At 59.2% G+C, this 23,149-nt stretch carries 23 protein-coding genes, 1 tRNA gene and 1 pseudogene; 12 read left to right on the top strand and 13 right to left on the bottom strand.

All coding sequences use genetic code 11. The annotated features are described in order from the left end of the window. Positions 1–170 precede the first annotated feature (170 nt). The gene (locus ASC80_RS14975) at positions 171–524 is read left to right on the top strand and encodes a zinc ribbon domain-containing protein YjdM (protein ID WP_056298526.1); all 354 of its coding nucleotides are present in this window, start codon (positions 171–173) and stop codon (positions 522–524) included. A 254-nt stretch (positions 525–778) separates the two neighbouring features. On the opposite strand, the gene ASC80_RS24790 is transcribed toward ASC80_RS14975, so the two are convergent. After that, positions 779–1,759, bottom strand: coding sequence for a lysozyme inhibitor LprI family protein (locus ASC80_RS24790; protein WP_082512583.1), 981 nt, complete (start codon positions 1,757–1,759; stop codon positions 779–781). A 488-nt stretch (positions 1,760–2,247) separates the two neighbouring features. On the opposite strand from ASC80_RS24790, the gene ASC80_RS14965 reads away from it, so the two are divergent. The 5 genes from ASC80_RS14965 (at position 2,248) to sdhD (ending at position 5,403) form a co-directional block, all read left to right on the top strand. Next, entirely contained in the window at positions 2,248–2,592 is a 345-nt protein-coding gene (locus ASC80_RS14965; RefSeq protein WP_056298522.1) for a hypothetical protein, read from the top strand. 413 nt (positions 2,593–3,005) lie between these two features. After that, entirely contained in the window at positions 3,006–3,434 is a 429-nt protein-coding gene (locus ASC80_RS14960; protein WP_244487276.1) for a tyrosine-type recombinase/integrase, read from the top strand. Positions 3,435–3,749: 315 nt separating this feature from the next. After that, a complete protein-coding gene (locus ASC80_RS14955; RefSeq protein ID WP_056298519.1) occupies positions 3,750–4,589 on the top strand; it encodes a succinate dehydrogenase iron-sulfur subunit in 840 nt (279 codons plus the stop codon). Between the two features lie 2 nt (positions 4,590–4,591). Next, the gene (gene sdhC, locus ASC80_RS14950) at positions 4,592–5,017 is read left to right on the top strand and encodes a succinate dehydrogenase, cytochrome b556 subunit (RefSeq protein ID WP_056298516.1); all 426 of its coding nucleotides are present in this window, start codon (positions 4,592–4,594) and stop codon (positions 5,015–5,017) included. Next, the gene (gene sdhD, locus ASC80_RS14945) at positions 5,017–5,403 is read left to right on the top strand and encodes a succinate dehydrogenase, hydrophobic membrane anchor protein (RefSeq protein ID WP_056298514.1); all 387 of its coding nucleotides are present in this window, start codon (positions 5,017–5,019) and stop codon (positions 5,401–5,403) included. Before sdhC ends, sdhD begins: the two co-directional genes overlap by 1 nt. Positions 5,404–5,423: 20 nt before the next feature. On the opposite strand, the gene ASC80_RS14940 is transcribed toward sdhD, so the two are convergent. Further along, positions 5,424–5,951 carry a DUF488 domain-containing protein gene (locus ASC80_RS14940; RefSeq protein ID WP_056298512.1) on the bottom strand — a complete coding sequence of 176 codons (528 nt, stop codon included), beginning with the start codon at positions 5,949–5,951 and terminating at the stop codon, positions 5,424–5,426. Between the two features lie 182 nt (positions 5,952–6,133). Between ASC80_RS14940 and ASC80_RS14935 the strand changes: the two genes are divergently transcribed. The 4 genes from ASC80_RS14935 to ASC80_RS14920 all read left to right on the top strand — a co-directional run bounded on the left by ASC80_RS14935 (position 6,134) and on the right by ASC80_RS14920 (position 9,057). Continuing rightward, complete coding sequence (locus ASC80_RS14935) at positions 6,134–6,349, top strand: hypervirulence associated TUDOR domain-containing protein (RefSeq protein ID WP_056299038.1); 216 nt, start codon at positions 6,134–6,136, stop codon at positions 6,347–6,349. A gap of 67 nt (positions 6,350–6,416) precedes the next feature. Beyond that, complete coding sequence (locus tag ASC80_RS14930; protein ID WP_244487275.1) at positions 6,417–8,126, top strand: molybdopterin-dependent oxidoreductase; 1,710 nt, start codon at positions 6,417–6,419, stop codon at positions 8,124–8,126. A gap of 6 nt (positions 8,127–8,132) precedes the next feature. Then, positions 8,133–8,633 carry a CBS domain-containing protein gene (locus ASC80_RS14925; RefSeq protein WP_244487274.1) on the top strand — a complete coding sequence of 167 codons (501 nt, stop codon included), beginning with the start codon at positions 8,133–8,135 and terminating at the stop codon, positions 8,631–8,633. A gap of 76 nt (positions 8,634–8,709) precedes the next feature. Beyond that, on the top strand, positions 8,710–9,057 hold the full coding sequence (locus ASC80_RS14920; RefSeq protein WP_056299032.1) for a hypothetical protein: 348 nt from the start codon (positions 8,710–8,712) through the stop codon (positions 9,055–9,057). A 177-nt stretch (positions 9,058–9,234) separates the two neighbouring features. Here the strand turns inward: ASC80_RS14920 and ASC80_RS23780 are convergent. The 11 genes and pseudogenes from ASC80_RS23780 to ASC80_RS14875 all read right to left on the bottom strand — a co-directional run. Continuing rightward, positions 9,235–9,372, bottom strand: a pseudogene (locus ASC80_RS23780) (ABC transporter substrate-binding protein); the annotation flags it as partial. A gap of 660 nt (positions 9,373–10,032) precedes the next feature. Then, the gene (locus ASC80_RS14915) at positions 10,033–10,587 is read right to left on the bottom strand and encodes a hypothetical protein (RefSeq protein ID WP_156464402.1); all 555 of its coding nucleotides are present in this window, start codon (positions 10,585–10,587) and stop codon (positions 10,033–10,035) included. 158 nt (positions 10,588–10,745) lie between these two features. Continuing rightward, the gene (locus ASC80_RS14910; protein WP_056298504.1) at positions 10,746–11,258 is read right to left on the bottom strand and encodes a hypothetical protein; all 513 of its coding nucleotides are present in this window, start codon (positions 11,256–11,258) and stop codon (positions 10,746–10,748) included. A 98-nt stretch (positions 11,259–11,356) separates the two neighbouring features. Continuing rightward, positions 11,357–11,866 carry a tyrosine-type recombinase/integrase gene (locus ASC80_RS24785; protein WP_082512582.1) on the bottom strand — a complete coding sequence of 170 codons (510 nt, stop codon included), beginning with the start codon at positions 11,864–11,866 and terminating at the stop codon, positions 11,357–11,359. A 169-nt stretch (positions 11,867–12,035) separates the two neighbouring features. Further along, positions 12,036–12,125: transfer RNA gene (locus ASC80_RS14905), tRNA-Ser, on the bottom strand. A gap of 328 nt (positions 12,126–12,453) precedes the next feature. Beyond that, positions 12,454–13,935 carry an alpha,alpha-trehalose-phosphate synthase (UDP-forming) gene (locus ASC80_RS14900; protein ID WP_056298502.1) on the bottom strand — a complete coding sequence of 494 codons (1,482 nt, stop codon included), beginning with the start codon at positions 13,933–13,935 and terminating at the stop codon, positions 12,454–12,456. Between the two features lie 175 nt (positions 13,936–14,110). After that, a complete protein-coding gene (locus tag ASC80_RS14895; RefSeq protein ID WP_056298499.1) occupies positions 14,111–15,913 on the bottom strand; it encodes a glycoside hydrolase family 15 protein in 1,803 nt (600 codons plus the stop codon). Continuing rightward, positions 15,910–16,725, bottom strand: coding sequence for a trehalose-phosphatase (gene otsB / locus ASC80_RS14890; protein ID WP_156464401.1), 816 nt, complete (start codon positions 16,723–16,725; stop codon positions 15,910–15,912). The genes ASC80_RS14895 and otsB overlap by 4 nt, the downstream gene beginning before the upstream one ends. A 6-nt stretch (positions 16,726–16,731) precedes the next feature. Next, entirely contained in the window at positions 16,732–18,165 is a 1,434-nt protein-coding gene (locus ASC80_RS14885; protein ID WP_244487273.1) for an MFS transporter, read from the bottom strand. Positions 18,166–18,536: 371 nt separating this feature from the next. Then, the gene (locus ASC80_RS14880) at positions 18,537–19,217 is read right to left on the bottom strand and encodes a 3-oxoacid CoA-transferase subunit B (protein WP_056298490.1); all 681 of its coding nucleotides are present in this window, start codon (positions 19,215–19,217) and stop codon (positions 18,537–18,539) included. Continuing rightward, the gene (locus tag ASC80_RS14875; RefSeq protein WP_200941209.1) at positions 19,214–19,897 is read right to left on the bottom strand and encodes a 3-oxoacid CoA-transferase subunit A; all 684 of its coding nucleotides are present in this window, start codon (positions 19,895–19,897) and stop codon (positions 19,214–19,216) included. The genes ASC80_RS14880 and ASC80_RS14875 overlap by 4 nt, the downstream gene beginning before the upstream one ends. Before the next feature lie 304 nt (positions 19,898–20,201). Between ASC80_RS14875 and ASC80_RS14870 the strand changes: the two genes are divergently transcribed. Together ASC80_RS14870 and ASC80_RS14865 are read left to right on the top strand one after the other, a co-directional pair. After that, positions 20,202–20,687 (top strand): (2Fe-2S)-binding protein, encoded by a 486-nt coding sequence (locus tag ASC80_RS14870; protein ID WP_056298484.1) that lies wholly within the window; start codon positions 20,202–20,204, stop codon positions 20,685–20,687. A 91-nt stretch (positions 20,688–20,778) separates the two neighbouring features. Then, a complete protein-coding gene (locus ASC80_RS14865; RefSeq protein ID WP_056298481.1) occupies positions 20,779–23,133 on the top strand; it encodes a xanthine dehydrogenase family protein molybdopterin-binding subunit in 2,355 nt (784 codons plus the stop codon). The last annotated feature ends 16 nt before the right edge of the window (positions 23,134–23,149 follow it).

The following is a 23,149-nucleotide window of genomic DNA, read 5'->3' as shown; positions in this document are numbered from 1 at the left end:
ATTCGCATCAGGATTGGACTAGCGAACCGTTCGGGAAAAGGTCGGGCAGAGATACGGTCTTGCGACGGTTTGGCGCATGATCGAAGCAGCGCGGGCTGAATGGTTTATCGCGAATCATTTGTCACTATACAGGTCGGCAATGTGTGCGCCGGACGAATACGGGGTTGAAAATGGACGATGTAAGGAACTGCCCGAAATGCAATTCCGAGCACACCTATCAGGACCGGGACCTGTGGATTTGCCCGGAATGCGCTCATGAATGGAGTGTCGAAGGCGGTGGAGCAGACACGGAATCCTCGCAGGAGACGAGCGTGCGCGATGCCAATGGCAACGTGCTTGCGGATGGAGACAGCGTCATCGTGATCAAGGACCTCAAGGTCAAGGGAGCATCGTCGGTTATCAAGGGAGGCACCAAAGTCAGGAACATCCGTCTTACGGACGCGATCGACGGACACAATATTGCCTGCAAGATCGACGGCATCGGTGCGATCAATCTAAAATCAGAATTCGTTAAGAAGGCCTAAGTCAGTACAGCGAACCGCAAATGCATGGCGTGCCGGTGACGGCTGCAGTGCATAGCCAACGCGGCCCCAACAGCAATAAAGAATGTCTTTTTCATCACGCATCAACTTCTTCTACATTGCCGCCATCAACACGACGGCGATGGTCGCGAAATCATCCGCCGGGGCTCGCAATACGCGGTGAGCTATGCGGACGAGTCCGGTGAGTAGAAGTCGTGACGGACAGGGGCAGGAGGATCCGAACCTTTCGTCCACGGTCAGTTTTTCCAACCAATGACGATCCCGTTCTCCAAGTAGACTCGATTCAAGAATCTATTCTTGCCGGTCTGGCCGTACTTCCACGTTTCCTTTACTTTGTTTCGAATGACCTCTCGCCCCACTTCAACCGGACTCCCCCAGGAATCTAACAGTTGCGGCTCTGACATTCCTTGCCACACCTTCCCTGCTAGGATCTCTTCAGCCACCTCCTGACCATACTTTCCGATAAGCTCTTCTCTTCGGCGAGTGAGAGCTTGTTTGCGACTGAGGTTACGCAGCGCTTTGAAGCCGAGCCAAGCTGCGCTAATTGCCAGCAGCATAGCAATTAGACCACCTCCTTGGCTCTGTGATCTGGCAGGCTCGCTTTTTGATGGCAGGTCGCTCACACTAGCAGGCGCTCTTGGAGCGTCATCCTGCCGAGTGATTGTCGCGCCGGGATTCTTGACGTCCGTGGATGCTGAAGTTGCCGGAGCGGGTTGCTGGGTCGCTTCGACTACCGACAAAGACCATGCGCTTAACTCTGAAGCCCGTCGCCGCGTCATCTCTGAAACACATGAGAACAAGATCACCGACGTATTGCCACACGTCCTGTCTCTCTGATTCAGCCAGAGCTTTTGGCTATCGCGCAACGCTGAGCTATCCTTTGCAACACGCAGAGCGCGTTGGTAGGCCTGCCCCATGCGAAAGTCGTACCCAGCGAGCTCGTCATCGCTGCAAATCGCCCTCTCAATTGAGGTTGCGGCATTTCGACAATCGAAGCTCGGTATGACAGGCGACTGCTGTTGATCGAGCGGTGATCCTGGAGCGATTGGCAACGGAGTAGGTGTGTATCCCTCGAGACAGTTAACTCTCTCGTTAACGTCAGCAATGGATAGACAGCCCGAAACATTTCGATTCTGAGCTTGAATAGGGCTTACGGTTAGTGGCAGCAACGCAAGCCCCAATGCGAGTGTTGATCTTATAACGTTGTAAAGACGCATGTTCGATACCGTTAGCGCCGACTTCCACGCCGGCTAATTCATGATCCAAAAATAAAAACTTCGCATATTCTATATCCGAACAACAAGTGAGTTGCTCGGCCAAGCGCAGCAGTGACCCATATTTTATCACCGCAATGCACGCGAAGCACGCCTTCGCAAGCTGAAGAAAAGGAGGTTGTTGGGTGTGACTTCCATAGACCTTCCGCCCCGTAGGATTTCGACTGACTGAATATGGCGCTGCATCCTGATAAATGGATCAGAAGCCAACCGCGTCACATGGAAAGCCAGCTAAGCCTCTCTCAGAGGGGGTACGTCGAAGCTAGTCTCGGTTATTTTGTCAAAACTCGCCATCCGATTTGAAATCGGCTGATATCTTGATGCAACGCCTCACCCGGACGAGTGAAGTTCAATCTGACGGTTATTTATACCGTTGACCTTTGTCTCTCAGAGAGCTGTTATTTCCAGTAGGAAACGGCTGAGGAACAATCATGAAAACAATCGCATTCGTTATCGGACTGTGCATTCTGTCATCGCAGAGTCACGCCGAGACTATCAAACCAGCCGCCGCGTCATCTCACGTCGGGCAAACAGTAGTGGTCGAGGGTGTGGTTGATGAGGTTCATACTTCAAACCGTGGAAATATATTCATCAACATGGGTGGACATTATCCGAACCAAGCGTTCACCGGGTTCATCCGCTCACAGTACGTGAGCCAGTTTCCGAAAGTTCACGCGCTTCAAGGGGAGATCGTTGCAATTAGCGGTGCCATACAACTCTATAAGGGCACGCCAGAAATCATTTTAGAGTCGACGTCGCAGCTGACGGTCAAATGACCGATTGCTGATTGTGGTTCGTCGCGTTCGGCGAAACTGATGATAGAATATCTATTCTATAACGAGTTCACATAAGCGGTTGGATCGATAAGGTATTTCTGAGGCCTCGCCAGTTGCCGCCTTAGAACTCATTATAGTTCTGCATATTTGTGTGGTTTTTATAATCTCTCTTCGGGTTTCCGGTTGCCCTGTTCGATCTCTCATGACTGATTACAAATCTGCCTCCTGACGACCCGCTAAATTGGTCAGGAGGCAAACATGGCATTGAGTAAGCAGGCGAAGCACCTGTCCAGGACACACATTCAAATCGTCCTGGGTTATCTGGGACATACACGCTTACCGCTAAGAAATCGGGTGATATTTCTTCTGTCGGTCAAGGCAGGATTGAGAGCTCGGGAAATCGCACTTCTGACGTGGAGCATGTTCTGAATCCAGATGGACAGGTCGATAAGTGCATCCACCTTGAAGACAGTGCGAGTAAGGGTCGATCGGGCCGTATAATTCCGATTTCTGCCGAACTTCGGGAATCCCTCATCGCATTGCAAAAGACTCGTCCGCAAGATCACAACGCGCGCGTCATTTACACGGAGCGCCAAGATCGCACGACTCCGCAAGTGATCGTAAATTTATTTTCCCGCTGGTATGAGGACTGTTGCTTCAGTGGTTGCTCCAGCCACAGCGGCCGGAGAACTTTTATAACCAATGCTGCAAGGAAGATCTCTTCGGTGGGCGGCTCGCTAAGGGATGTTCAGATGCTCGCTGGTCACAGCAGCCTACGTGTCACGCAGGGTTATATCGACGGTGAGCAGGACGCCCAGAGGAAGATCGTAGACCTCATTTAAACTTTAACATAAACCAGCGTTTATGTTTTTACGGACTGTCATCAACCAAGCACCTCTCCCCAGCGTCTGACCAACCTTCTAATTCTTCCGCACCTCAGGGAAGTGAATACCCCGGATGCGGAACAATCACGTAACCGCTGATGCGTCCGGGATGCTAGTGCAGTATTTTCAGCCTCACTGACTTGATAGCCAGCTTGCGACCTTTTCGACGTGCGGAATATCATTCTGGGGCGTAAGCTTCGCGTCTCAACCCATCGCAATGCCGCGTTGGCGTGATGTCTCGCCGTCCGATTGTCGTCGAGGCTGGAGAAGAACATGATCATAGACTCTTCGGATCGCGTGTCTCGCTTCAACTGGCTTAAGCGCTTTCCCATTCCACGCAACTTTAACGTCACGCCGGAATCGCGCATCCAGCGTGGGCGCACATGGCCTGCTCCTGCCAGTGCAACGCGAACGAAGGCATTCGACATCTATCGCTACGATCCCGATTCTGGCGATAATCCTCGCCTCGACAGGTTTCATGTCGACCTCGATGATTGTGGGCCGATGGTTCTCGATGCGCTGATCTGGATTAAGAACAAGGTCGATTCGACGCTCGCCTTCCGCCGGTCGTGCCGCGAAGGCGTGTGCGGCTCTTGCTCCATGACGATGGATGGCACCAATTGGCTGGCCTGCACGCGGTTCATTTCCGACATGTCAACACCGGCGACGGTTTACCCGCTCGCCAATATGAGGGTCATCAAGGACCTCGTACCGGACCAGACCCATGTCTTCGCGCAGTACGCGGCAATCCAACCATGGCTTCAGTCAAAGACGCCCGAACCGAAGAAGGAGCGGCTTCAATCTGTCGAGGAGCGCGGTCGAATCGACGGCTATTACGAATGTATCCTCTGCTTCTGTTGCACCTCGGGATGTCCGAGCCACTGGTGGAACGGCGATCGGTTCCTCGGTCCCGCTGTGCTGCTTCAGGCGTGGCGCTGGCTGACCGACAGCCGCGACGAGGCAAAGCAAGAACGGCTCGACGATCTTGAGGACCCGTTCCGGCTGTATCGATGCCACACCATTCTCAATTGCACGCGGACCTGTCCGAAGGGACTGAATCCCGGCAAGGCCATCGCAGAGATCAAGAAGGCGATGATTGAACGCGAGGGCTGACCATGGACATCGAACCGACAGCTCCTGCGGCCAAGACCCCACGTCTACGTCCGCTGTCGCCCAACATCCACAACTACCGGCCGCAACTCACGTCGGTCCTCTCGATCGCCAATCGCATCACCGGTGTCGTCCTGAGCGTCGGCGCCGTCGGCCTGGTTATCTGGTTGAGTGCCGCTGCCGCCGGGCCTGAGCCCTATGTCACTGTCCAGCAAGCAATCGGATCGTGGATCGGCCGTCTCGTGATGTTGGGATTCACTTTCGCGTTCTTCCTGCATCTGTGCGGCGGCATTCGTCATCTCGTCTGGGATACGGTCCACGGCTTCGAACTTCGCTCGATCTATATCTCGGGATGGTCGGTGGTGGCGGCAAGCGTGGTGCTCACCGCGGCGGCCTGGGCGGCCGGTCTCTCCATCGGCGGGTGGCTCTGATGAATCGCCCTTCCTTCCGCTCTCCGCTCGGACGCGCCATCGGGCTTGGGTCGGCGAAAAGCGGCTCGCGACACTGGCTGGTGCAACGGGTAACGGCGATCGCACTGGTGCCGCTGACGCTGTGGTTCGTCGCGTCGATGATTGCCCATGCCGGTAGCGACTACCCGGTCATCATCGCCTGGCTGAGGACGCCGCTCGCCGCCGGCGGCATGATCCTGTTGCTGATCGCTCTGTTTCATCACACCGCGCTCGGCTTGCAGGTTGTGATCGAGGATTATGTTCACTCGGGCATCAGGTTTGCGGCGGTGATCGCGATTCAGCTTTGCTGCTACGGCCTCGCGGTGGTCGGGATCATCGCCACCCTGCGCATCGCGTTGAGCAGTTGAGTGGGCCGAAGGAGATCACATTATTCCACCTGCGGACTCTCGGCGGGATAGATGATCCTGCCCTCGCCGCATACGATGACTCCAGGCGTCAGACTTGCATCGTCGACATGCGCCGTCCCAAGGATGTGCATCACACGCTCCCCTTCGCTGAGCAGGTAATCGGTGATGATGCGCCGGTGGCAGCGCCACCACACGACCTCGGCGCACATGATCGCGCACCGGTGCTGGGCACCCAGCACCCGCAGTTGGGCAATGCCTGCGGCGAAGGGCTTCGTCAAGGCATAGTCGGCGTAGTTGCGAAAGCCGCGTACCCGCCAATAGGCGTTTGGAGACGGTTGGTCGCCACGCGCCTTTCCGCGAAGCCCACCAAGTTCCGCGATATGCTCGTAGCCGATCTGCCAAGGCGCCAGCGTATTGGGGAGACTGTCTCCATTGAACTGCGGATTGGTACGAGATCGCGGCATGGATCTTACGTCGACAACGAAATCGACGCGGGACTCCCGGAGCAGATCGACGAATTCGGCGATCGTCCTGGTGGAATGGCCGATGGTGAAGAATGTGTTCGTGTGGGCTCCAGAGGAACATTAAATACCGGCGAACGCGGCTACATTGTGCAGAGTTATGGTCAAACAGCCCTGTTTCAAGCAGGGCTTTCGACGCATGATGGATGTGAAGAGTCTGTTTGAGATGTTTCGATGATCCGCAGAACAAACTACCGCGCGGAATGTTTATGAAGAACAAATTTCACATTTGTGATCATGTGAGCTGGAATTCGGAGGCTGGACGGATCAGTGGCACGATCCTCCGCGTCCATACGCGCAATTTCGATGTTAACGGCTACAAGCACCATGCAAGCGCCGACGTGCCGCAATACGAGATCAAGAGCAGCAAGACCGAACATATCGCCTTTCACAAGCGTTCGGCGCTCACTAGGCTTCGCGACTGACGTTTCCGCCAGGCGTGATCGATGACAGAAAAGCGATCGCCCTATGTCGAACCCTTCCCAGTCCCCCTTGCCCGAACCGCTCCGCGCGACGCTCAGCGACGCCGATGATCGTATTTGTCTCAATCACTGGATGCCGCCGCAACAGGGAATTTTCCCCCGCATTCGGATCGGCCAGCGCTGGTTCAATACGCTGTGGGCACTGCCGATCGGAGCCGCTGCGCTGCTCTGTCTGATCGCGTTGGCGCAAAGCCTGCGCGAGCTACCGAGTGTGATGGCATTCATTCAAAACCATCCCGGCATCGCACAATCAGCACCGTCTGTGGACTCCGGCTTCCCTTGGTGGCTGCAACTCCAGCATTTCCTGAACATGTTCTTCATGCTGTTCATTATGCGGGCCGGCCTGCAGATCCTAGCCGATCATCCGCGACTCTACTGGAGCCGTGATTGTACGCCGGGGAGCGACTGGTTCCGCTTCCAGGTTCCGGTGCCGACGGGCCGGATCTGGACCGCCAAAGATGATTCCGTCACGTTGCCGACCTGGCTCGGTATTCCCGGACTTCGCCACACCCTTGGACTGGCGCGCTGGTGGCATTTCTCGGTCAACCTGCTGTGGCTGATCAATGGCGTCGCGTTTTACGTGCTGTTGTTTTCGACCGACCAATGGCGCCGACTGGTGCCCTTGAGCTGGGAGGTATTTCCGGCCGCACTCTCGACCGCAATCCAGTATGCCTCGCTGAACTTTCCGGTCGATGAAGGCTGGACCCGCTATAACGGCCTCCAGCAACTCAGCTACTTCATCACCGTCTTCGTTGCAGCGCCCGTCTCGATCTTCACCGGCCTGATGCAGAGCCCGGCGATCTCCAATGGACTCGGATGGTTTGGCCGTCTGTTCAACCGCCAGGCGATGCGCTCGGTCCACTTCATCTCGTTCGCTTGGTTCGTCGGCTTTATCCTGGCGCATGGCGCCATGGTGTTCGTCACCGGCATCCGTCAGAACACCAATCATATGTTCGCGGGCATCAACGACAACTCGTGGACCGGATTCCCGTTCTTCCTGCTGGCGATGGCCATCCTGGTCACGACGTGGCTCATTGTCTCGCCCCTTACCATCCGCTACGCACGTCTCGTGCAGCGCACCGGCGCGTTCATGATCGGCTGGCTCATGGGATTGGCTGAGGGCTGGGACCCGCGCTCCCAACTCACCAAAAAGGACATTTCGCCGTATTTCTGGCCGAACGGCACGATGCCGGACTCAAAAGAATTCGATGATCTCGTGGCGGAGAATTTCGCCAGCTACCGGCTGCGGGTTAGCGGTCTGGTGGAGACGACCCGCGAGTTTTCGCTGGATGACCTCAAAGCCATGACCAAGCAGGAGCAGATCACCACGCATTTCTGCATCCAGGGGTGGTCAGGGGTTGCCGAATGGGGTGGCGTTCCGATGCGGGACATCATCGACCTGGTGAAGCCTACGGCCGAAGCTCGTTATGCCGTGTTCTATTCGCTGGCCGACGGCGCCGACGGCGGGCGCTACTACGACGTTCACAACATCAAGAATATGCGCCACGACCTGACGATCCTCGCCTACGAGATGAACGGCAAGCCGGTCAGCGTCCTGCATGGTGCGCCGCTCCGGCTGCGCTGCGAGAATGAGCTCGGCTTCAAGATGGTCAAATGGGTCGTGGCGATCGAATTTGTCGCCGACTTCGCCGATCTCGGCGCCGGTCAAGGCGGCTACAACGAGGACCACGAATTCTACGGCTACCGGATGCCGATTTGATCGTTCGTGGGAGCGAAGATCGCGGCAACGCCGTTCCGCGACAAGACCGATGCAGGAGTTGAAATGATGATCGTCAAAAATATATTGCCGCGGGCGCTCGAACGTCTGGCCGTGATCGAGGCGGAAGCGCCAGTGAGGGAGGCGGCCGCGCTGATGTCCAAGCCCCATACCGATCTTGTCATTGTGTGTGACCACGGCGACATGGTGGGCGTTCTGTCGAAGACCGACATCGTGGGCGAGATCGGTCGCTGCATGGGTGCCGGCTGCACGGCGAGAGTGGACAGCATCATGACCCGCGACGTCACCTATTGCCGGCCCCACGAGATATTACTCCACGTCTGGGCGGTGATGCGGCAACGCGGTCTGCAGCGTATACCGATCCTCGACGAAGCACGCAGGCCGCTCGGTATCATCTATGCGCGGGAAGCCTTGCAAGCGCTGCTGTCCGAATCGGAAGGCAACGAAGAACTACTTCATGACTACATATCCGGGGTCGGGTATCGGTGAGTTGGGCGGACAGTTGCCGCATTGCCTGTGGATCGATGCGCGCCCGCGTCCATGCAACAAATCGAAAGGAGCCGCGATGCCCCGCGAAAATTCAGATGCCTCCAACCAGGCGATCCAGCGTCAACAGGCGCTTTCGAGATGGGATAACGAAGGCGGCGCCGCCGGTCCCGTCGGGGGCTTTGCGGACGACAAAGAAACTCCGGACATGAGCAATGCAGATATTGTCGCACTGCGCGTCCGGGTCATTGCGTTGGAGAATTTGTTGATTTCGCTGCTCGCCACCGCATCGGACCAGCAACTCGAACTGGCGCGCGAAATGGCCGGTTATATATCGCCGAGGCCAGGCTTTACCCATCATCCGCTAACCATACATGCCGCTGCCCACATGATTGACCTTATTGAGCGCTCGTCCCGTTTCCGATGATTGCGAAAGCGTCGTGCTCATCCGACGGACCGCACCTACGCGCCAAACGTGAGATTCCGGCCGCGCCATATCGTTGTTCGACCATTTGATTGCTCGGTGCCGTCGCCTCGTGTGTTATAGGCAACTTGTCGCGATCCAAGCCGAAGATCACGCACAGCAACTCGAACTCCTCTACGGTTACTCCTTGTCTTCGTCGGTGATGATCGTTCCGATCTTTTCCCAGCGTTCGCCATCGAATCGCACCATCTGAAACTGTTTATTGACGCGATAACCGGTCGGTTTCGTCGTGACGGAAATTCCCGGCAGCAGCATGTCGGAGCTCTGGTTCGATCGGGTTAGCAGGATCTGGGCCGATGGTCTCCGGTGTCAGAAATCTAAAATTTTTTACGCCGTGCAAAAGGTTCGATGAACGATGACCTATAAATACCTCATATCTCAGTATTGGCGCGAATGTCGTAGCGCCCCGTTTAACCTTCTGATGTGTGAGGCGACGGCAATCGGTGGGCTGAGACACTGGCTGGATGGCAATCCAGAAAACTAAAACGACCAAAGCAGGCAACGGTCGCTATGAGAAAGCCTGTAAGAGACGGGAATACCTTTAGACCGTCATGGAAATCGGATGATCGTCGGATCGGTACCGAGAGTACAGCGCAGAACAGCAGAGAGTAATGGGTCAATTCGCACTGCCTGACCCACCCCCTAGACGGTTTCTCTGATCCGATGTTTCCGAGGCACTATACGCACGCCGCGGGATACACTTAGCCGGTAAAGGGCTAAGTGTATCCAAATCACTGCCGCACAATGGATGAGATCATCGATTGAAATAAAACCAGGAGATGCCGAAGGCCTCACCCGAGCGAAGCGAGGGTGAGTTGGCAGACGCCGAAATACTTCGATTGAAACTACGCCAATGGATTTTACTGAGTAAAATGCCCGCGCCATTCGACGAGGGCATTTCCGACGGCGACTATCCAATCAGCCATAAGCACCGTGTTCTTCGAGAAGTTTCGTAACATCCATCAGCTGATAGGCAGTTGATGCTCCATGCAACTCGTTGAAGTCGATGCCGTTGGACATAGCCTTAAAGGCAGGATGAGCATTGATGAAGCAGGCCAGAGCAAACGCGGCCACCGAGAGGTCGGCCTTGTGCGTGGACGTATTGTACACATAGAGCAAGGCACTTTGAACCGCTCGATGAGTGTCGTCGTCGATCTCGCGGCCATGCACGATTTCGGCAGTTAGTCCCTTGCTGATGTTCATGCCGAGTGTGTCCCAGGGCGTGGACGAGTCCTTGACGTCCCACGGCATGGAGTCGCGAGTCTCTCGGAGCATCAGGGTCCAAAAGAACTCGTGCTCAGCTCGCCCGGTGGCCGGGCGTGGGCCCGGGACAGCGACGAATCGGCGTTCGAAAAAGGGGTACGTCGTCTCTGCCGCACGAAGGGAGATGCCCATGGATGGATTCTCCTCAACGGAACAGTAGTGTTGAGGTTTGCGCTTCAGGACACCAGATACTGACTGACTTTCGCTCATATGAATCTCCTAATTTGATCGCGCCATCGGGGATCGATGACATGATCTCGAACTAGGAGGCGCGCGAATGCATGTACATATCCGCAGTTGGTCCGTTGGATCTCGTTGGATCAAGTCGGACAGAATATTTTTATCGGCTGCGGTTTGGCTTCGGCTCGCTACTCAAGTTTGCCGCATGCCTCGGTCACGACCGCGGTCCATCTCTCGAGCGCGACTGCGTTCTGATCGTAGGTGAATACCTCTCTGACGTCGTGGGATTTGATGTTCAGGATGAATTCAGCATCGTCACCCGGTTCGCGAATGTGGCATGAGAAATGGGCGTTGAGCCCCGGCACCTTTACGGCGGTATAAGTATCAACCCAACGCGCGTCCGGTTCGCTTTTAGCCTTGTAGACACCACCACCGGCCGTTGAGAAGTCAGTTCTCTTGCTGTCGCGGCAGCGGCGGGAGACAGCTGCAAACGGCGCGATGACTTCGTTTGCACGATCCGGCGTCCAACTAAGCACGCCGCAGTATTTTCTTATCCGATATCCTCGAAGCCACATTTCCCTAAGGACTTCGATTTGTCCTTGGACGAGCCCATGCCTGCCCCGGTTGTGGAAGAGCGCGATTAGCTCTTCTTCCCCCTTCGATTTGAGGTCAAAGGGCTTTGGCTCACTGAATTCGGACATGAACTCTCTCAGGCATCGACGCGATGCAAGAGTAGTACGATTTATGAGGACCGTTTGACTAGTAGGGTTTCCGCCACAGCAGGCGTGGTGGCATATCGTTACGAGCGCGTGAGGCCAAACTGTTCAAGATTGGCGCGAAGCGTCCTTCGACCGGAGCGCGAGCTTCCAGATTTATAGCCCGCGGCGTGATAGGCGGAGGTCATCAACCGGGCCAGCGAAGCTGCGGTCATAGGACCACCGCGCTGCGAAGTGACCAGAGGCTGAAGGTCATCTGAGTACCCGGTGCCAAGCGTACGTTCGAAGTGATCGGCAAGGGCGGACCGCAGCCGTGCCGACCTCAGCGGGAGGGTCCGATCCCCTCGGCTGGTAGTCACGCGAAGCGTTTCGCGAACATTGCCCTGTCCATCGTATACATCCCGGATGCAAACTCTAGAAATTTCCGAGGCCCGCATGCCGATTTCGTGAGACAGAAGCAGCGCCATTTGGAGGCGTGACCTTGATCCATCCATTTGTTGAGCAACGTTTAAGAGGCGCTTGAGTTGCCCAGGATCGAGTATCGCAGCCAAGCCGCCTGAACCTTTTGGCCTACCTCTTAATCGCTTACCCATGCGAACTGCTATAAACAGCTCGCAAACCGAGTACAGGATTAGGAATCTCGATTTATTTCAGTCCAGATAAATCCAATTCCATCCAGGAATTTTTGAGGGATGGAGTGAGGTATGTATATTCGCCGCCAACAAAATTCCTGAGAAATTTCCGATTGTTGGTGTGATTACCTGGCGGAGAGAGCGGGATTCGAACCCGCGATACGGTTTCCCGTATACACACTTTCCAGGCGTGCGCCTTCAACCACTCGGCCACCTCTCCACGGCGCCTGTCATGAAGGTGCGCGGCGGGTTTTGCAAGAGGGGGCGTCGTCATTCGGTGATTTTCCGCAACTTGATGGAAAGGCTGGATTTTTCCAGTCCTCCAGGCGTTGCGGGAATTGCGGGCGGCAGGGCGCGGATCGGGGCTGTGACCGGCTGCGGCCGGCCAAATGCCCGCCGAAGCGTCCGGAAACGTCGGCTCATGCCACAGCGCGTCCCAAGGCGCGCGTCCCAAGGCAGGCCCGGCGACACCACACCTTTATATAAGAGGCTAGATCAGGCGCGCTTTCCCGCGCGGAGCGCACGGTGGGTTCGCGGCGACAACGCGCCTAGTGGAGCGAGCTGGTCGCGGCGCGGAGCTGGCGGAAGATCATCTCGCTCGGTTTGCGGCCGCTGATCGAGGTCCAGCCGAACCGGCTTGGCGGCTTCTCGCTCGCGCCGTGGGCCTTTTCCAGCTCCTCAACGAAACTGGCGAACCAGTGCTGGATATTGCCGGCACGCAGCTTCTCCATCATCGCTTCCCAGCGCATCCGCCGCTCCGGCGCCGGCATCGCCAGCGCAGTGGCGAGGGTGCGGGCCATACCGTCGATGTCGTGCGGATTGACCTGCAGCGCGGTGTCGAGCTCCTTCGCAGCACCGGCGAATTTCGACAGCACCAGCACGCCTGGATCGATCGGATTTTGGGCTGCGACATATTCCTTGGCGACGAGGTTCATGCCGTCGTGCAGCGGCGTCACGACGCCGACCTGCGCCGAGCGGTAGAAGCCTGCCAGCACGGTCTGGCTGAAGCCTTTGCTGAGATAGCGGATCGGGGTCCAGTCGACTTCGCCGTGGCGGCCGTTCACCTCGGTGACAAGACGCGACAGGTCGTCCTGCAGATTGCCATAGGCTTCGATGTTCTCGCGCGATGGCGTTGCGATCTGCAACAGCGACACCGAGCGTTTCAGTGACGGGCGCATCTCGAACAGCCGATCGAAGGCGCGGATGCGGTTGACGAGGCCCTTGGAGTAGTCGACGCGATCGACGCCGATCGCAAGGCGCTCGCCGTGCAGGCTCTTGCGCAGGCGCGAGACATCCGGATGCGCGGCGGCGCGCACCGCATGCGCGACGAAACCGTCGACGTCGATGCCGATCGGGAATGCCGCGAGCCGCGACATGCCGTAGCGCGACGTGACGAGACCGTTCTCGACATGCAGGCCGAGATCGGAGCGCAGATAGTCGGAGAAGTGTTCGCAATCCTCATCGGTCTGGAAGCCGATCAGATTGTAGGCGAGCATCGCCTCGATCAGCTCGCGATGATGGGGAACGCCGGAGATGACATTGCGGCTTGGCCACGGTGTGTGAAGGAAAAATCCGAGCGGATTCGTGACTCCGAGTTCGCGCATCTCGGCGCCAAGCGCGAGGAAGTGGTAATCCTGAACCCAGAACGCGGTGGTCGGCTTGCGAAAGCGCATCAGCGCCCGCGCCATGAACGCATTTACTTCGCGATAGGATTCGTAGTCGTCCTGCGTCGCGCGGATCAAATCGGTGCGGGAGTGCAGCGCCGGCCACAGCGCGGAATTGGCGAAACCTTCGTAATAGCCGCCGTAATGCGCGGCCGGCAGATCGAGCATCGCCAGCGCGCCGGTGCCGAGCGATTGAATTTCAGCAAAGGAATCCTTGAATGCGCCATCGCGCACACGGCCGCTCGAACCCACCCAGATGGTGCCGGACTTCTCAACTACCGGTAACAACGCGGCCGCAAGTCCTCCCGTCATCGGTTCGTTGGGCTTTGCGCGAGCCACACGATTTGAAACGACAACAAGGTCCACAGGGCCCTCCCTTTAGTTCTGCCACCACAAAACTAAACGCCTGTTCATCCAATATGGTTCCACGACACTATTTACGCGAAATCAAGACAAAATTCGCAGCAGGTTCCATTAAAACTAGGTTCCAATTTTTACGTCGTTGATTTCGTTGTTCTTTGCAGATGAAATTTTCTTAATCTCAACTGCGCCAGTAACGATCCTCCCAGCTCCGCGACAATTTCATGCCGGTAAGGATCAATCCTGCCATCGAATAGGTCTGCGGAAAATTTCCGAACAAGGCGCCGGTGCGTGGGTCGACATCTTCGGACAGCAGGCCGTAACGATTGCGATGCGCGAGCGCGTCGATGAACAGTTCGCGCGCTTCCTCGCGCCGTCCTTGCGCCCACCAGGCGTCGATCAGCCAGAAGCGGCAGATCATGAACGCGGTCACCGGCATTCCGAAATCGTCTTCGGCGGCGTAGCGCATCATGTGTTTCTCGCGCAGCAGTTCGCGCTCCATCGCGGCGACTGTTTTCACGAAACGCGGATCGTCGACTTCGCAGACGCCGAGTTCCGGCAGCAGCAACACGCTGGCATCCAGATCGGTCGAACCGAACGCGGCGGTGAAGGCTTCGCGTTCGGGATTCCATGCCTTGGCCATCAGTTCCTGATGGATCGGATCGGCGATCGAATTCCAGTAGGCGGCGCGATCGCCGAGACCGAGCCGCGTCGCGATCGAGGCGAGGCGGTTGATGCCGGCCCAGCACATCGCCGCCGAATGGGTGTGGATGCGCTGGCGCCCGCGATATTCCCAGATGCCGGCGTCGGGCCGCAGCGCCACAGCGGCGGCTTTCTCGCCGAGATCCTCGAGCAGCCTGAACAGCTTCTCGCCGCCTGGGCGCGGCAGACGGCGGTCGAAGAACAGCGGCAGCGCCGCGAGGATGATGCTGCCATAGGTGTCGTGCTGGATCTGGTCTGCGGCCGCGTTGCCGATCCGCACCGGACCGTCGCCGCGATAGCCTTTGAGGTCGCTGGCGATCCATTCATCAAGCGACAGGTTCGGCACCACACTGTAGACCGGCTTCAGCACGCCCTCGACGTTGGCGGCGAGCGATAGCGTGTAGCCGATGAAATCTTCCATCGTTTGCGTTGCGCCGACACGATTCAGTGCCTTGACCACGAAATAGGCGTCGCGCAGCCAGCAGAAGCGATAATCCCAGTTGCGGCCCGAGCCGGGTGCTTCGGGAATCGAGGTGGTGTGCGCGGCGATGATGCCGCCGGTCTCCTCGAAGTTCGACAGCTTCAGCGTGATTGCGGCGCGGATGATCGCTTCCTGGAAATCGTAGGAGATGTAGAGCCGGCGCACCCAGTCGGACCAGTAGTGCCGTGTCTGCTCGGCAAAGGTGTGGGCGGTGGTTGCGAGATCGCCTGAGAAGCCCTCGTCGCTGCCGAACACCATGTGCATCGGCCGCGTCAGCACGAACGGTGTTTCGTTTTCGATCATCGCCAGCGGCGCGTCGGTGGTGACACGCATCACCGACCGATCCTCATAGAAGCGGATATGATTGCTGCCGATCGAATACTGCTGCGCCGGCTTGCCGTAGGAGTGGGTCGGGCGCACGCGAATGGTGATGCGCGGCAGGCCCGCGACCGGCTCGATCACGCGGAACAGTTGCGGCGGGCGAAACATGCGGCCGAATTGCCGAAAGCGTGGCGCGAAATCGGTGATGCGCACCGCGTTGCCGCGTCCATCGGAGAGCACGGTGGATACGATGGCGCTGTTGCGCTCGTATTCCGATTCGTAATGCGTCATGCCGTCGAGCACGACGTCACTGAAACCCTTCTCTTCGTCGCCCGCAAGCAAGCGCGAGAACACCGGATCGGCGTCGAAACGCGGAAAGCACCACCACACCAGCCGGGCCGTGGGATCGACGAGAGCCGCGGTGCGGCAGTTGCCGATCACCGCGAGATCGAGACCGTGGTCAATGGGGGCGGTGCTCATGAAACATGGGTCCTGGTGTCGTCGAGAAGATGTGTCAGCCACGCCCGCACGTCGTCGGGCGCGTCGAAATGGCCGTCGACGCCGTGCGCCTTGCGTCCGACCGAGAACGACAGGCCGTCCATTCCCGGCATGATCTCGAACACGCTTTCGTCGGTGACGTCGTCGCCGAGAAAAACCGGGCGCCGCCCCAGGAACGGCGCGTGTTTCATCAGTTCGATCACGCCGGTGGCCTTGGTGAAACCGGCGTGCTTGATCTCGCAGACGAACTTGCCGGGCAGCACTTCGACTGGAGCATCCGGCAGGTCGGCGCGGATCGCCGAGACGGCTTCGTAGATCGTGCGTTCGAATTGCGGCGCGCGGCGATAATGCAGCGCCAGCGAATAGCCCTTGTCCTCGAGCAGGATACCGGGGCTGAGCTGCGCGATCGCCGCGAAACGGCGTTTCAGATCCTTGTCCATCGGCGGCGCGTGAACCGCGACCGCTTCGCTCACAGCGGCCAGCCGCATTTCCGCGCCGTGACCGCCGACGCTGGGCAGACGCATCGGAGCGAAGATCGAATCGATGTCGCCGAGTGAGCGGCCCGAGACCAGCGCCAGCGCGCCTCCGGTACGTTCATGCAGGCCTTGCAGCGCACGCATCAGCCCGGGCGGAACCACCACCGCGTCGGGTGTCGGCGCCATATCGAGCAGCGTGCCGTCGATGTCGAGCAACAGCGCACAGCGCGCGAGTTTGGGGCCGAGTGCAAGCGGCACCGGCACGGCGTCGTCGCCGCGCTCGGGTTGTGAGGGCACCTTGCCAATCGCGTCTGTCATCATCTCCTACTCCATCGCGGCCAGCGGCCGCGCAATCGTTTCAAGCGGTTTGCATTCGGCAGGGACGCAGAATTTCCACGCAACGCCTGCCGCAATGATCATCAGCATCGCGCCGAGGCAATAGCCGGCGAACACACTGTTGCGTGAGCCGGTATCGATCAGCGCGCCGAACAGGGTCGGTCCAGCGACGCCGCCGATGCCGGTGCCGATGGCATAGAACAGCGCGATGGCCAGCGCGCGGACCTCGAGCGGAAAGGTTTCGCTCACGGTCAGATAGGCCGCGCTGGCGGCAGGGGACGCAAAGAAGAAAATCACCATCCATGCAATCGTCTGCGACTGCGCGCTGAGCGCGCCGATCGAAAACAGATAACCGGATAGCGCCAGCAGCAGTCCCGACACGCCGTAGGTCGCAGCGATCATGATGCGGCGGCCGATGGTGTCGAACAGTCTACCGAGCAGAAGCGGCCCGAGGAAATTTCCTGCCGCGAACGGAAGAATGTACCAGCCGATATGATCCGCAGCGATGCCGAAGAAATCGGTCAACACCAAGGCATAAGTGAAGAAGATCGCGTTATAGAAAAATGCCTGCGCAGTCATCAGCGTGAGACCGACCAGGGTGCGGCGGCGATAGCTGTGCAGTAACGTTCGCGCGACTTCGCCGAGCGGTGTGTGGGTCCGCATCCGAAGCGTGATCGTCGGCAACGCGGCGCGCGGTGCGTCATGCGGCACCGAGCGCTCGATCTCCTCGACGATGCGCCGTGCCTCGTCGGGATGGCCGTGGATCATCAGCCAGCGCGGGCTTTCGGGAATCCACAGCCGCATCACGAACACCACGAGGCCGAGCACGGCACCGACCAGAAAGGAGAGCCGCCAGCCGAGTTCGGGATCGATCCATGTCGGATCGAGCAGCACGATGGCGCAGATCGCACCGAGCACCGCGCCGATCCAGAAGCTGCCGTTGATCACGAGATCGGTCCAGCCGCGATAATGCGCCGGCACCAGTTCCTGGATCGTCGAATTGATCGCGGTGTATTCGCCGCCGATGCCGGCGCCGGTGAGAAAACGAAACAGCGCATAACTGCCGATGCTCCATGACAATGCGGTGGCGGCGGTCGCCAGCAGATAGAGCGTCAGCGTGATGAAGAACAGTTTCCGCCGTCCGATCCTGTCGGTGAGCCAACCGAAGCCGAGAGCGCCGAGCACCGCGCCGGCGAGATAGGCGCTATTGGCGACGCCGATATCGAGGTTGGAGAATTGCAGCGTCGGTGAGTTCTTCAGCGCGCCGGACAGCGCGCCCGCCAGCGTCACTTCAAGCCCGTCGAGAATCCAGGTGATGCCGAGCGCGAGAACGACGCGGGTATGGAAGCGCCCCCACGGGAGCGCATCCAGACGTGCCGGAATATCGGTCGTGATTACTGCGGTCGGGGTGGCAACAGTCAAAATTCCCCCGCGGGACTTCGCGTATCCGGATTGAGAACAAGCAACATCGCCATTCCATCGCTGGAACGGGACGCTTCTCGCTTACGGAGTGCCGGGATTTGTGATCCCGCACCCCAAGACAACGGCCAGTAGGGAATAAGGTTCCCGTTGGGTTCCATGGCGGGAGGGTGTGGAAGGGGTGACAAGTAACTATCTGGAATAGCTGGTGAAATGGCACCTTCCTCTGGATGTCATCACCGGGCTTGTCCCGGGCGCGATGCAGCGTGCAACGCTGCTTCGCAGAAACGGGACTGTTACTCATTTACAGTCTGGAGCGGCCCCGGATCAGCAGCGCATCGCTCCGCGCTGCGCAGCATCCGGGCACGAGTGCCTCACGCCGCCTTGGCGGTGGGCGGGGCGAGGTCCTTGTAGTCCGGCGACAGCCGCAGCTTCGGCTCGGTCATGGTCTGCAGTTTCTCCAGCGTCATGCCGGGGATCATCTCGACGACATGAAGTCCGTCCGGCTTGACGTCGATCACCGCGTAATTGGTGTAGATGCGCTTGACCACGCCCGGCGCAGTCAGCGGATAGGTGCATTGCTTCTTGATGCGCGGCTCGCCCTTCTTGGAAACATGCTCCATCAGCACCCGGATTTCCTTGGCGCCGACCGCAAGGTCCATCGCGCCGCCGACGCCCGGTGGAAACTGCGCGTCCTCGGTGGTCCAGTTGGCGAGATCGCCGTTTTCGGCGACTTCGAACGCGCCGAGCAGACTAACGTCGAGGTGGCCGCCGCGAATCATCAGGAAGGCGTCGGCGTGATGGACGTAACAGCCCCCGGTGACCAGCGTGGTCAGGTTCTTGCCGGCGTCGATCAGTTCTTCGTCTTCCTCGCCCGCTTTCGGCGCGCCGCCGAGGCCGAGCACGCCGTTCTCGCTGTGGAAGATCACCTCGCGGTCGCGCGGCACATAGCCCGCGGTCAGCGTCGGAATGCCGATGCCGAGATTGACGTAAGCGCCTTCGGGAAGATCCTGCGCGGCGCGCCACGCCATCTGCTCACGGGTCAACGGGGTCATGCGGCCGCTCCTGCTTTTTTTGTTGGGACCACGACGAAGCGGTCGACGAAAATGCCCGGCGTCATCACGCCTTCGGGATCGAGCGCGCCGAGTTCGACGACCTCCTCGACCTCGACCACGGTAAGGTCGGCGGCCATCGCCGAGATCGGGTTGAAGTTGCGCGCCGACTTTCGATAGATGAGATTGCCCCAGCGGTCGGCTTGCGCCGCCTTGACCAGCGCGATGTCGCCCTTCAGGGGCTTTTCGAACACGTGCAGCTTGCCGTCGATCATGCGCTGCTCCTTGCCCTCGGCAAGCTTGGTGCCCGCCGACACCGGCGAGAAGAAGCCGCCGAGACCGGCCGCCGCGCAGCGCATCCGCTCGCTGATCGTGCCCTGCGGCACCAATTCCAGTTCGAGGGTCTTGGCGCGATAGGCCTTGAGGAAGGCGCTGTAGTCGCCCGAGCGCGGATAGGAGCAGATTACCTTGCGCACCCGCCCCGAATTGATTAGCCGCGCCAGCCCATAATCGCCGTTGCCGGAATTGTTGGCGACGATGGTCAATTCCTTCGCGCCCTGGTCGTGAAGGGCGTCGAGCAGGTTGTCGGCGACGCCGACGGCGCCGAAGCCGGGGACCAGTACGGTTGCGCCATCGCGCACCCCGGCCACGGCATCGGCCGTTGTTTTTACACGCTTGTCGATCACGTCGGGAATCCTCGCGCTTCGTTCTGTTTTTGGGCCGTGCAGCCTGCGCGAAGCTTAAGCAGAAAGGCGCATCCGATCAAACGGTTCGGCCCCTCGAATCGAACGCAGCAGCTATTCATTTCGCAATTGCGAAAGCGGCTCGGCGAACACGCGCAAGGCTGACGCCGATACCTTCATCCCCTTCGCCGGTTTCACGCGCAGATGATCGCGGGATGACAGGTGCGACGAAAATCGTTGTTGCAAAGTTTGGAACGCAGGCCGTTAATTAGAACAATTAAAAAATGCCCTCAGGAGGTTAAGCGTGCCCACAGTCAAGCTGACGGTAAACGGCAAGGCCATTTCCGCCGATGCCGAAGATCGGACACTTCTCGTCCATTTGCTCCGCGATCATCTCGGACTGACCGGAACCCACGTCGGCTGCGACACCAGCCAGTGCGGCGCCTGCACCGTGCACATCGACGGCCGCGCCGTGAAATCCTGCACCGTGCTGGTCGGCCAGGCCAACGGCACCAACGTCACCACCATCGAAGGCATCGCCAAGGGCGATCAGCTTCATCCGATGCAGGAGGCATTCCGCGACAATCACGGGCTGCAATGCGGCTATTGCACGCCGGGCATGATCATGTCGGCGATCGATATGGTGCAGCGTCACAGCGGAAATCTCGACGAGGCGACCGTCCGTCAGGAGCTGGAAGGCAACATCTGCCGCTGCACCGGCTACCACAACATCGTCAAATCGGTGCTCGATGCCGCCGGTCGCATGAAGGTATCAGCCGCCGCGGAATGACGCGGAGGCTTCTTGATTTCGTTTTTTCAGCACCGCTGTCTTTCGATGGAAAACGGCGGTCCAAAAATGCTCCGGCAGGGAGACCATAATTATGGGCGTTGAGGGTATTGGCGCGCGTGTCGTGCGCAAGGAAGACAAGCGTTTCATCACCGGCAAGGGCCGCTACGTCGACGACGTGAAAATTCACGGAGCGACCCACGCCCACTTCGTGCGCAGCCCGCACGCTCACGCGAAAATCAAGAAGATCGACGTGTCGGCGGCGCTAAAAATGCCGGGCGTGGTCGATGTGCTGACCGGCCAGCAGATCGTCGATGACAAGATCGGCAATCTGATCTGCGGCTGGATGATCCACTCCAAGGACGGCTCGCCGATGAAAATGGGTGCATGGCCGGCGATGGCGCCGGAGACCGTGCGCTTCGTCGGGCAGGGCGTCGCGGTGGTGATCGCCGAAACCAAAAATCAGGCGCGCGACGCCGCCGAAGCGGTCGAGGTGACTTACGAGGAGCTTCCCGCCGCCGCCAGCATCGACGCGGCGATTGCCTCCGGAGCGCCGCAACTGCATCCCGAAGCGCCGGGCAACGTGATCTACGACTGGACCATCGGCGAGGAAGCCGCGACCAACGACGCTTTCAAAAACGCCGCGAACGTCGTCGCCATGGACATCGTCAACAACCGGCTGGTGCCGAACGCGATGGAGCCGCGCGCGGCGCTGGCGGAATACGATTCCGCCGAAGAGCACTTCACGCTCTACACCACGTCGCAGAATCCGCATGTCGCGCGTCTCGTGCTGTCGGCGTTCTACAACGTCGCGCCCGAGAACAAGCTGCGGGTGATCGCGCCGGACGTCGGCGGCGGTTTCGGCTCGAAGATCTTCATCTATCCGGAAGAAATGGTGGCGCTGTGGGCCTCCAAGCGCACCGGCCGCCCGGTCAAGTGGACCTGCGACCGCACCGAGGCGTTTCTCACCGACGCCCACGGCCGCGATCACGTCACCAAGGCCGAACTCGCCTTCGACAAGGACAACAAGATCACCGGCCTGCGGGTGAAGACCTACGCCAATCTCGGCGCCTACATGTCGCTGTTCTCGTCGTCGGTGCCGACCTATCTCTACGCGACGCTGCTGTCGGGCCAGTACAACATTCCGAACATCTTTGCCGAGGTCATCAGCGTCTACACCAACACCACGCCGGTCGATGCCTATCGCGGCGCGGGCCGTCCCGAAGCGAGCTTCGTGATCGAACGGCTGATGGAAACCGCGGCGCGGCAGCTCAAGGTCGATCCGGCCGACCTGCGGCGCAAGAACTTCATCACCCAGTTTCCGCACCAGACGCCGGTGATCATGGCTTACGACATCGGCGACTTTAATGCCTCGCTGGATTCGGCGCTCAAGGCCATCGACTACGCCGGTTTCCCGGCGCGCAAGGAGAAGGCGAAGAAGGAGGGCAAGCTGCGCGGCATCGGCTTCTCCTGCTACATCGAGGCTTGCGGTATCGCGCCGTCCAAAGCGGTCGGCAGTCTGGGCGCCGGCGTCGGCCTGTGGGAATCCGCCGAGGTGCGGGTCAATCCGGTCGGCACCATCGAGATCCTGACCGGCTCGCACAGCCACGGTCAGGGCCACGAGACGACCTTCGCGCAGGTGGTGGCGGATCGTCTCGGAATTCCAATTTCGCAAATCTCGATCGTCCATGGCGACACCGACAAGGTGCAGTTCGGCATGGGCACCTACGGCTCGCGCTCCGGCGCGGTCGGATTGTCGGCCATCGTCAAGGCGATGGAGAAGGTCGAGGCCAAGGCGAAGAAGATCGTCGCCCATCAGCTCGAGGCGTCGGAGAACGACATCGTCATCGAGAACGGCGAGTTCAAGGTGACCGGCACCGACAAGTCGATCGCATTGCCGATGGTCGCGCTCGCCGCCTACACCGCGCACAACCTGCCGGACGGGATGGAGCCCGGCCTCAAGGAGGGCGCATTCTACGATCCGACCAACTTCACCTTCCCCGCAGGCTCATACATCTGCGAGGTCGAGGTCGATCCCGGCACCGGCAAGACCACGTTCGTGAACTTCGTCGCGGCCGACGACTTCGGCCGGCTGATCAACCCGATGGTGGTCGAAGGCCAGGTTCATGGCGGTCTGACGCAGGGCATCGGTCAGGCACTGCTCGAACACGCGGTCTACGACGAGAGCGGCCAGCTTCTGACCGCGTCGTACATGGATTATGCCATGCCGCGCGCCGAGGACGTGCCATCCTACAAGCTGTCGCACACCACGACGCTGTGTCCGGGCAATCCGCTCGGCATCAAGGGTTGCGGTGAAGCCGGCGCGATCGGCGCGGCGGCGGCGGTGATCAACGCGATCACCGATGCCATTGGCAACAACAAGCTGGCGATGCCGGCCTCGCCCGACCGGGTGTGGCACGCGATTCATCAACAGCAGGCAGCCGAGTAACAGGAAGGACGAGGAG

Origin of the sequence: Afipia sp. Root123D2, from assembly GCF_001425835.1 — a bacterium.
In the GTDB taxonomy this organism is placed as follows: domain Bacteria; phylum Pseudomonadota; class Alphaproteobacteria; order Rhizobiales; family Xanthobacteraceae; genus Afipia.
The sequence above is the reverse complement of the archived record's forward strand: the minus strand, read 5'-3'. Positions and strand labels throughout refer to the sequence as shown.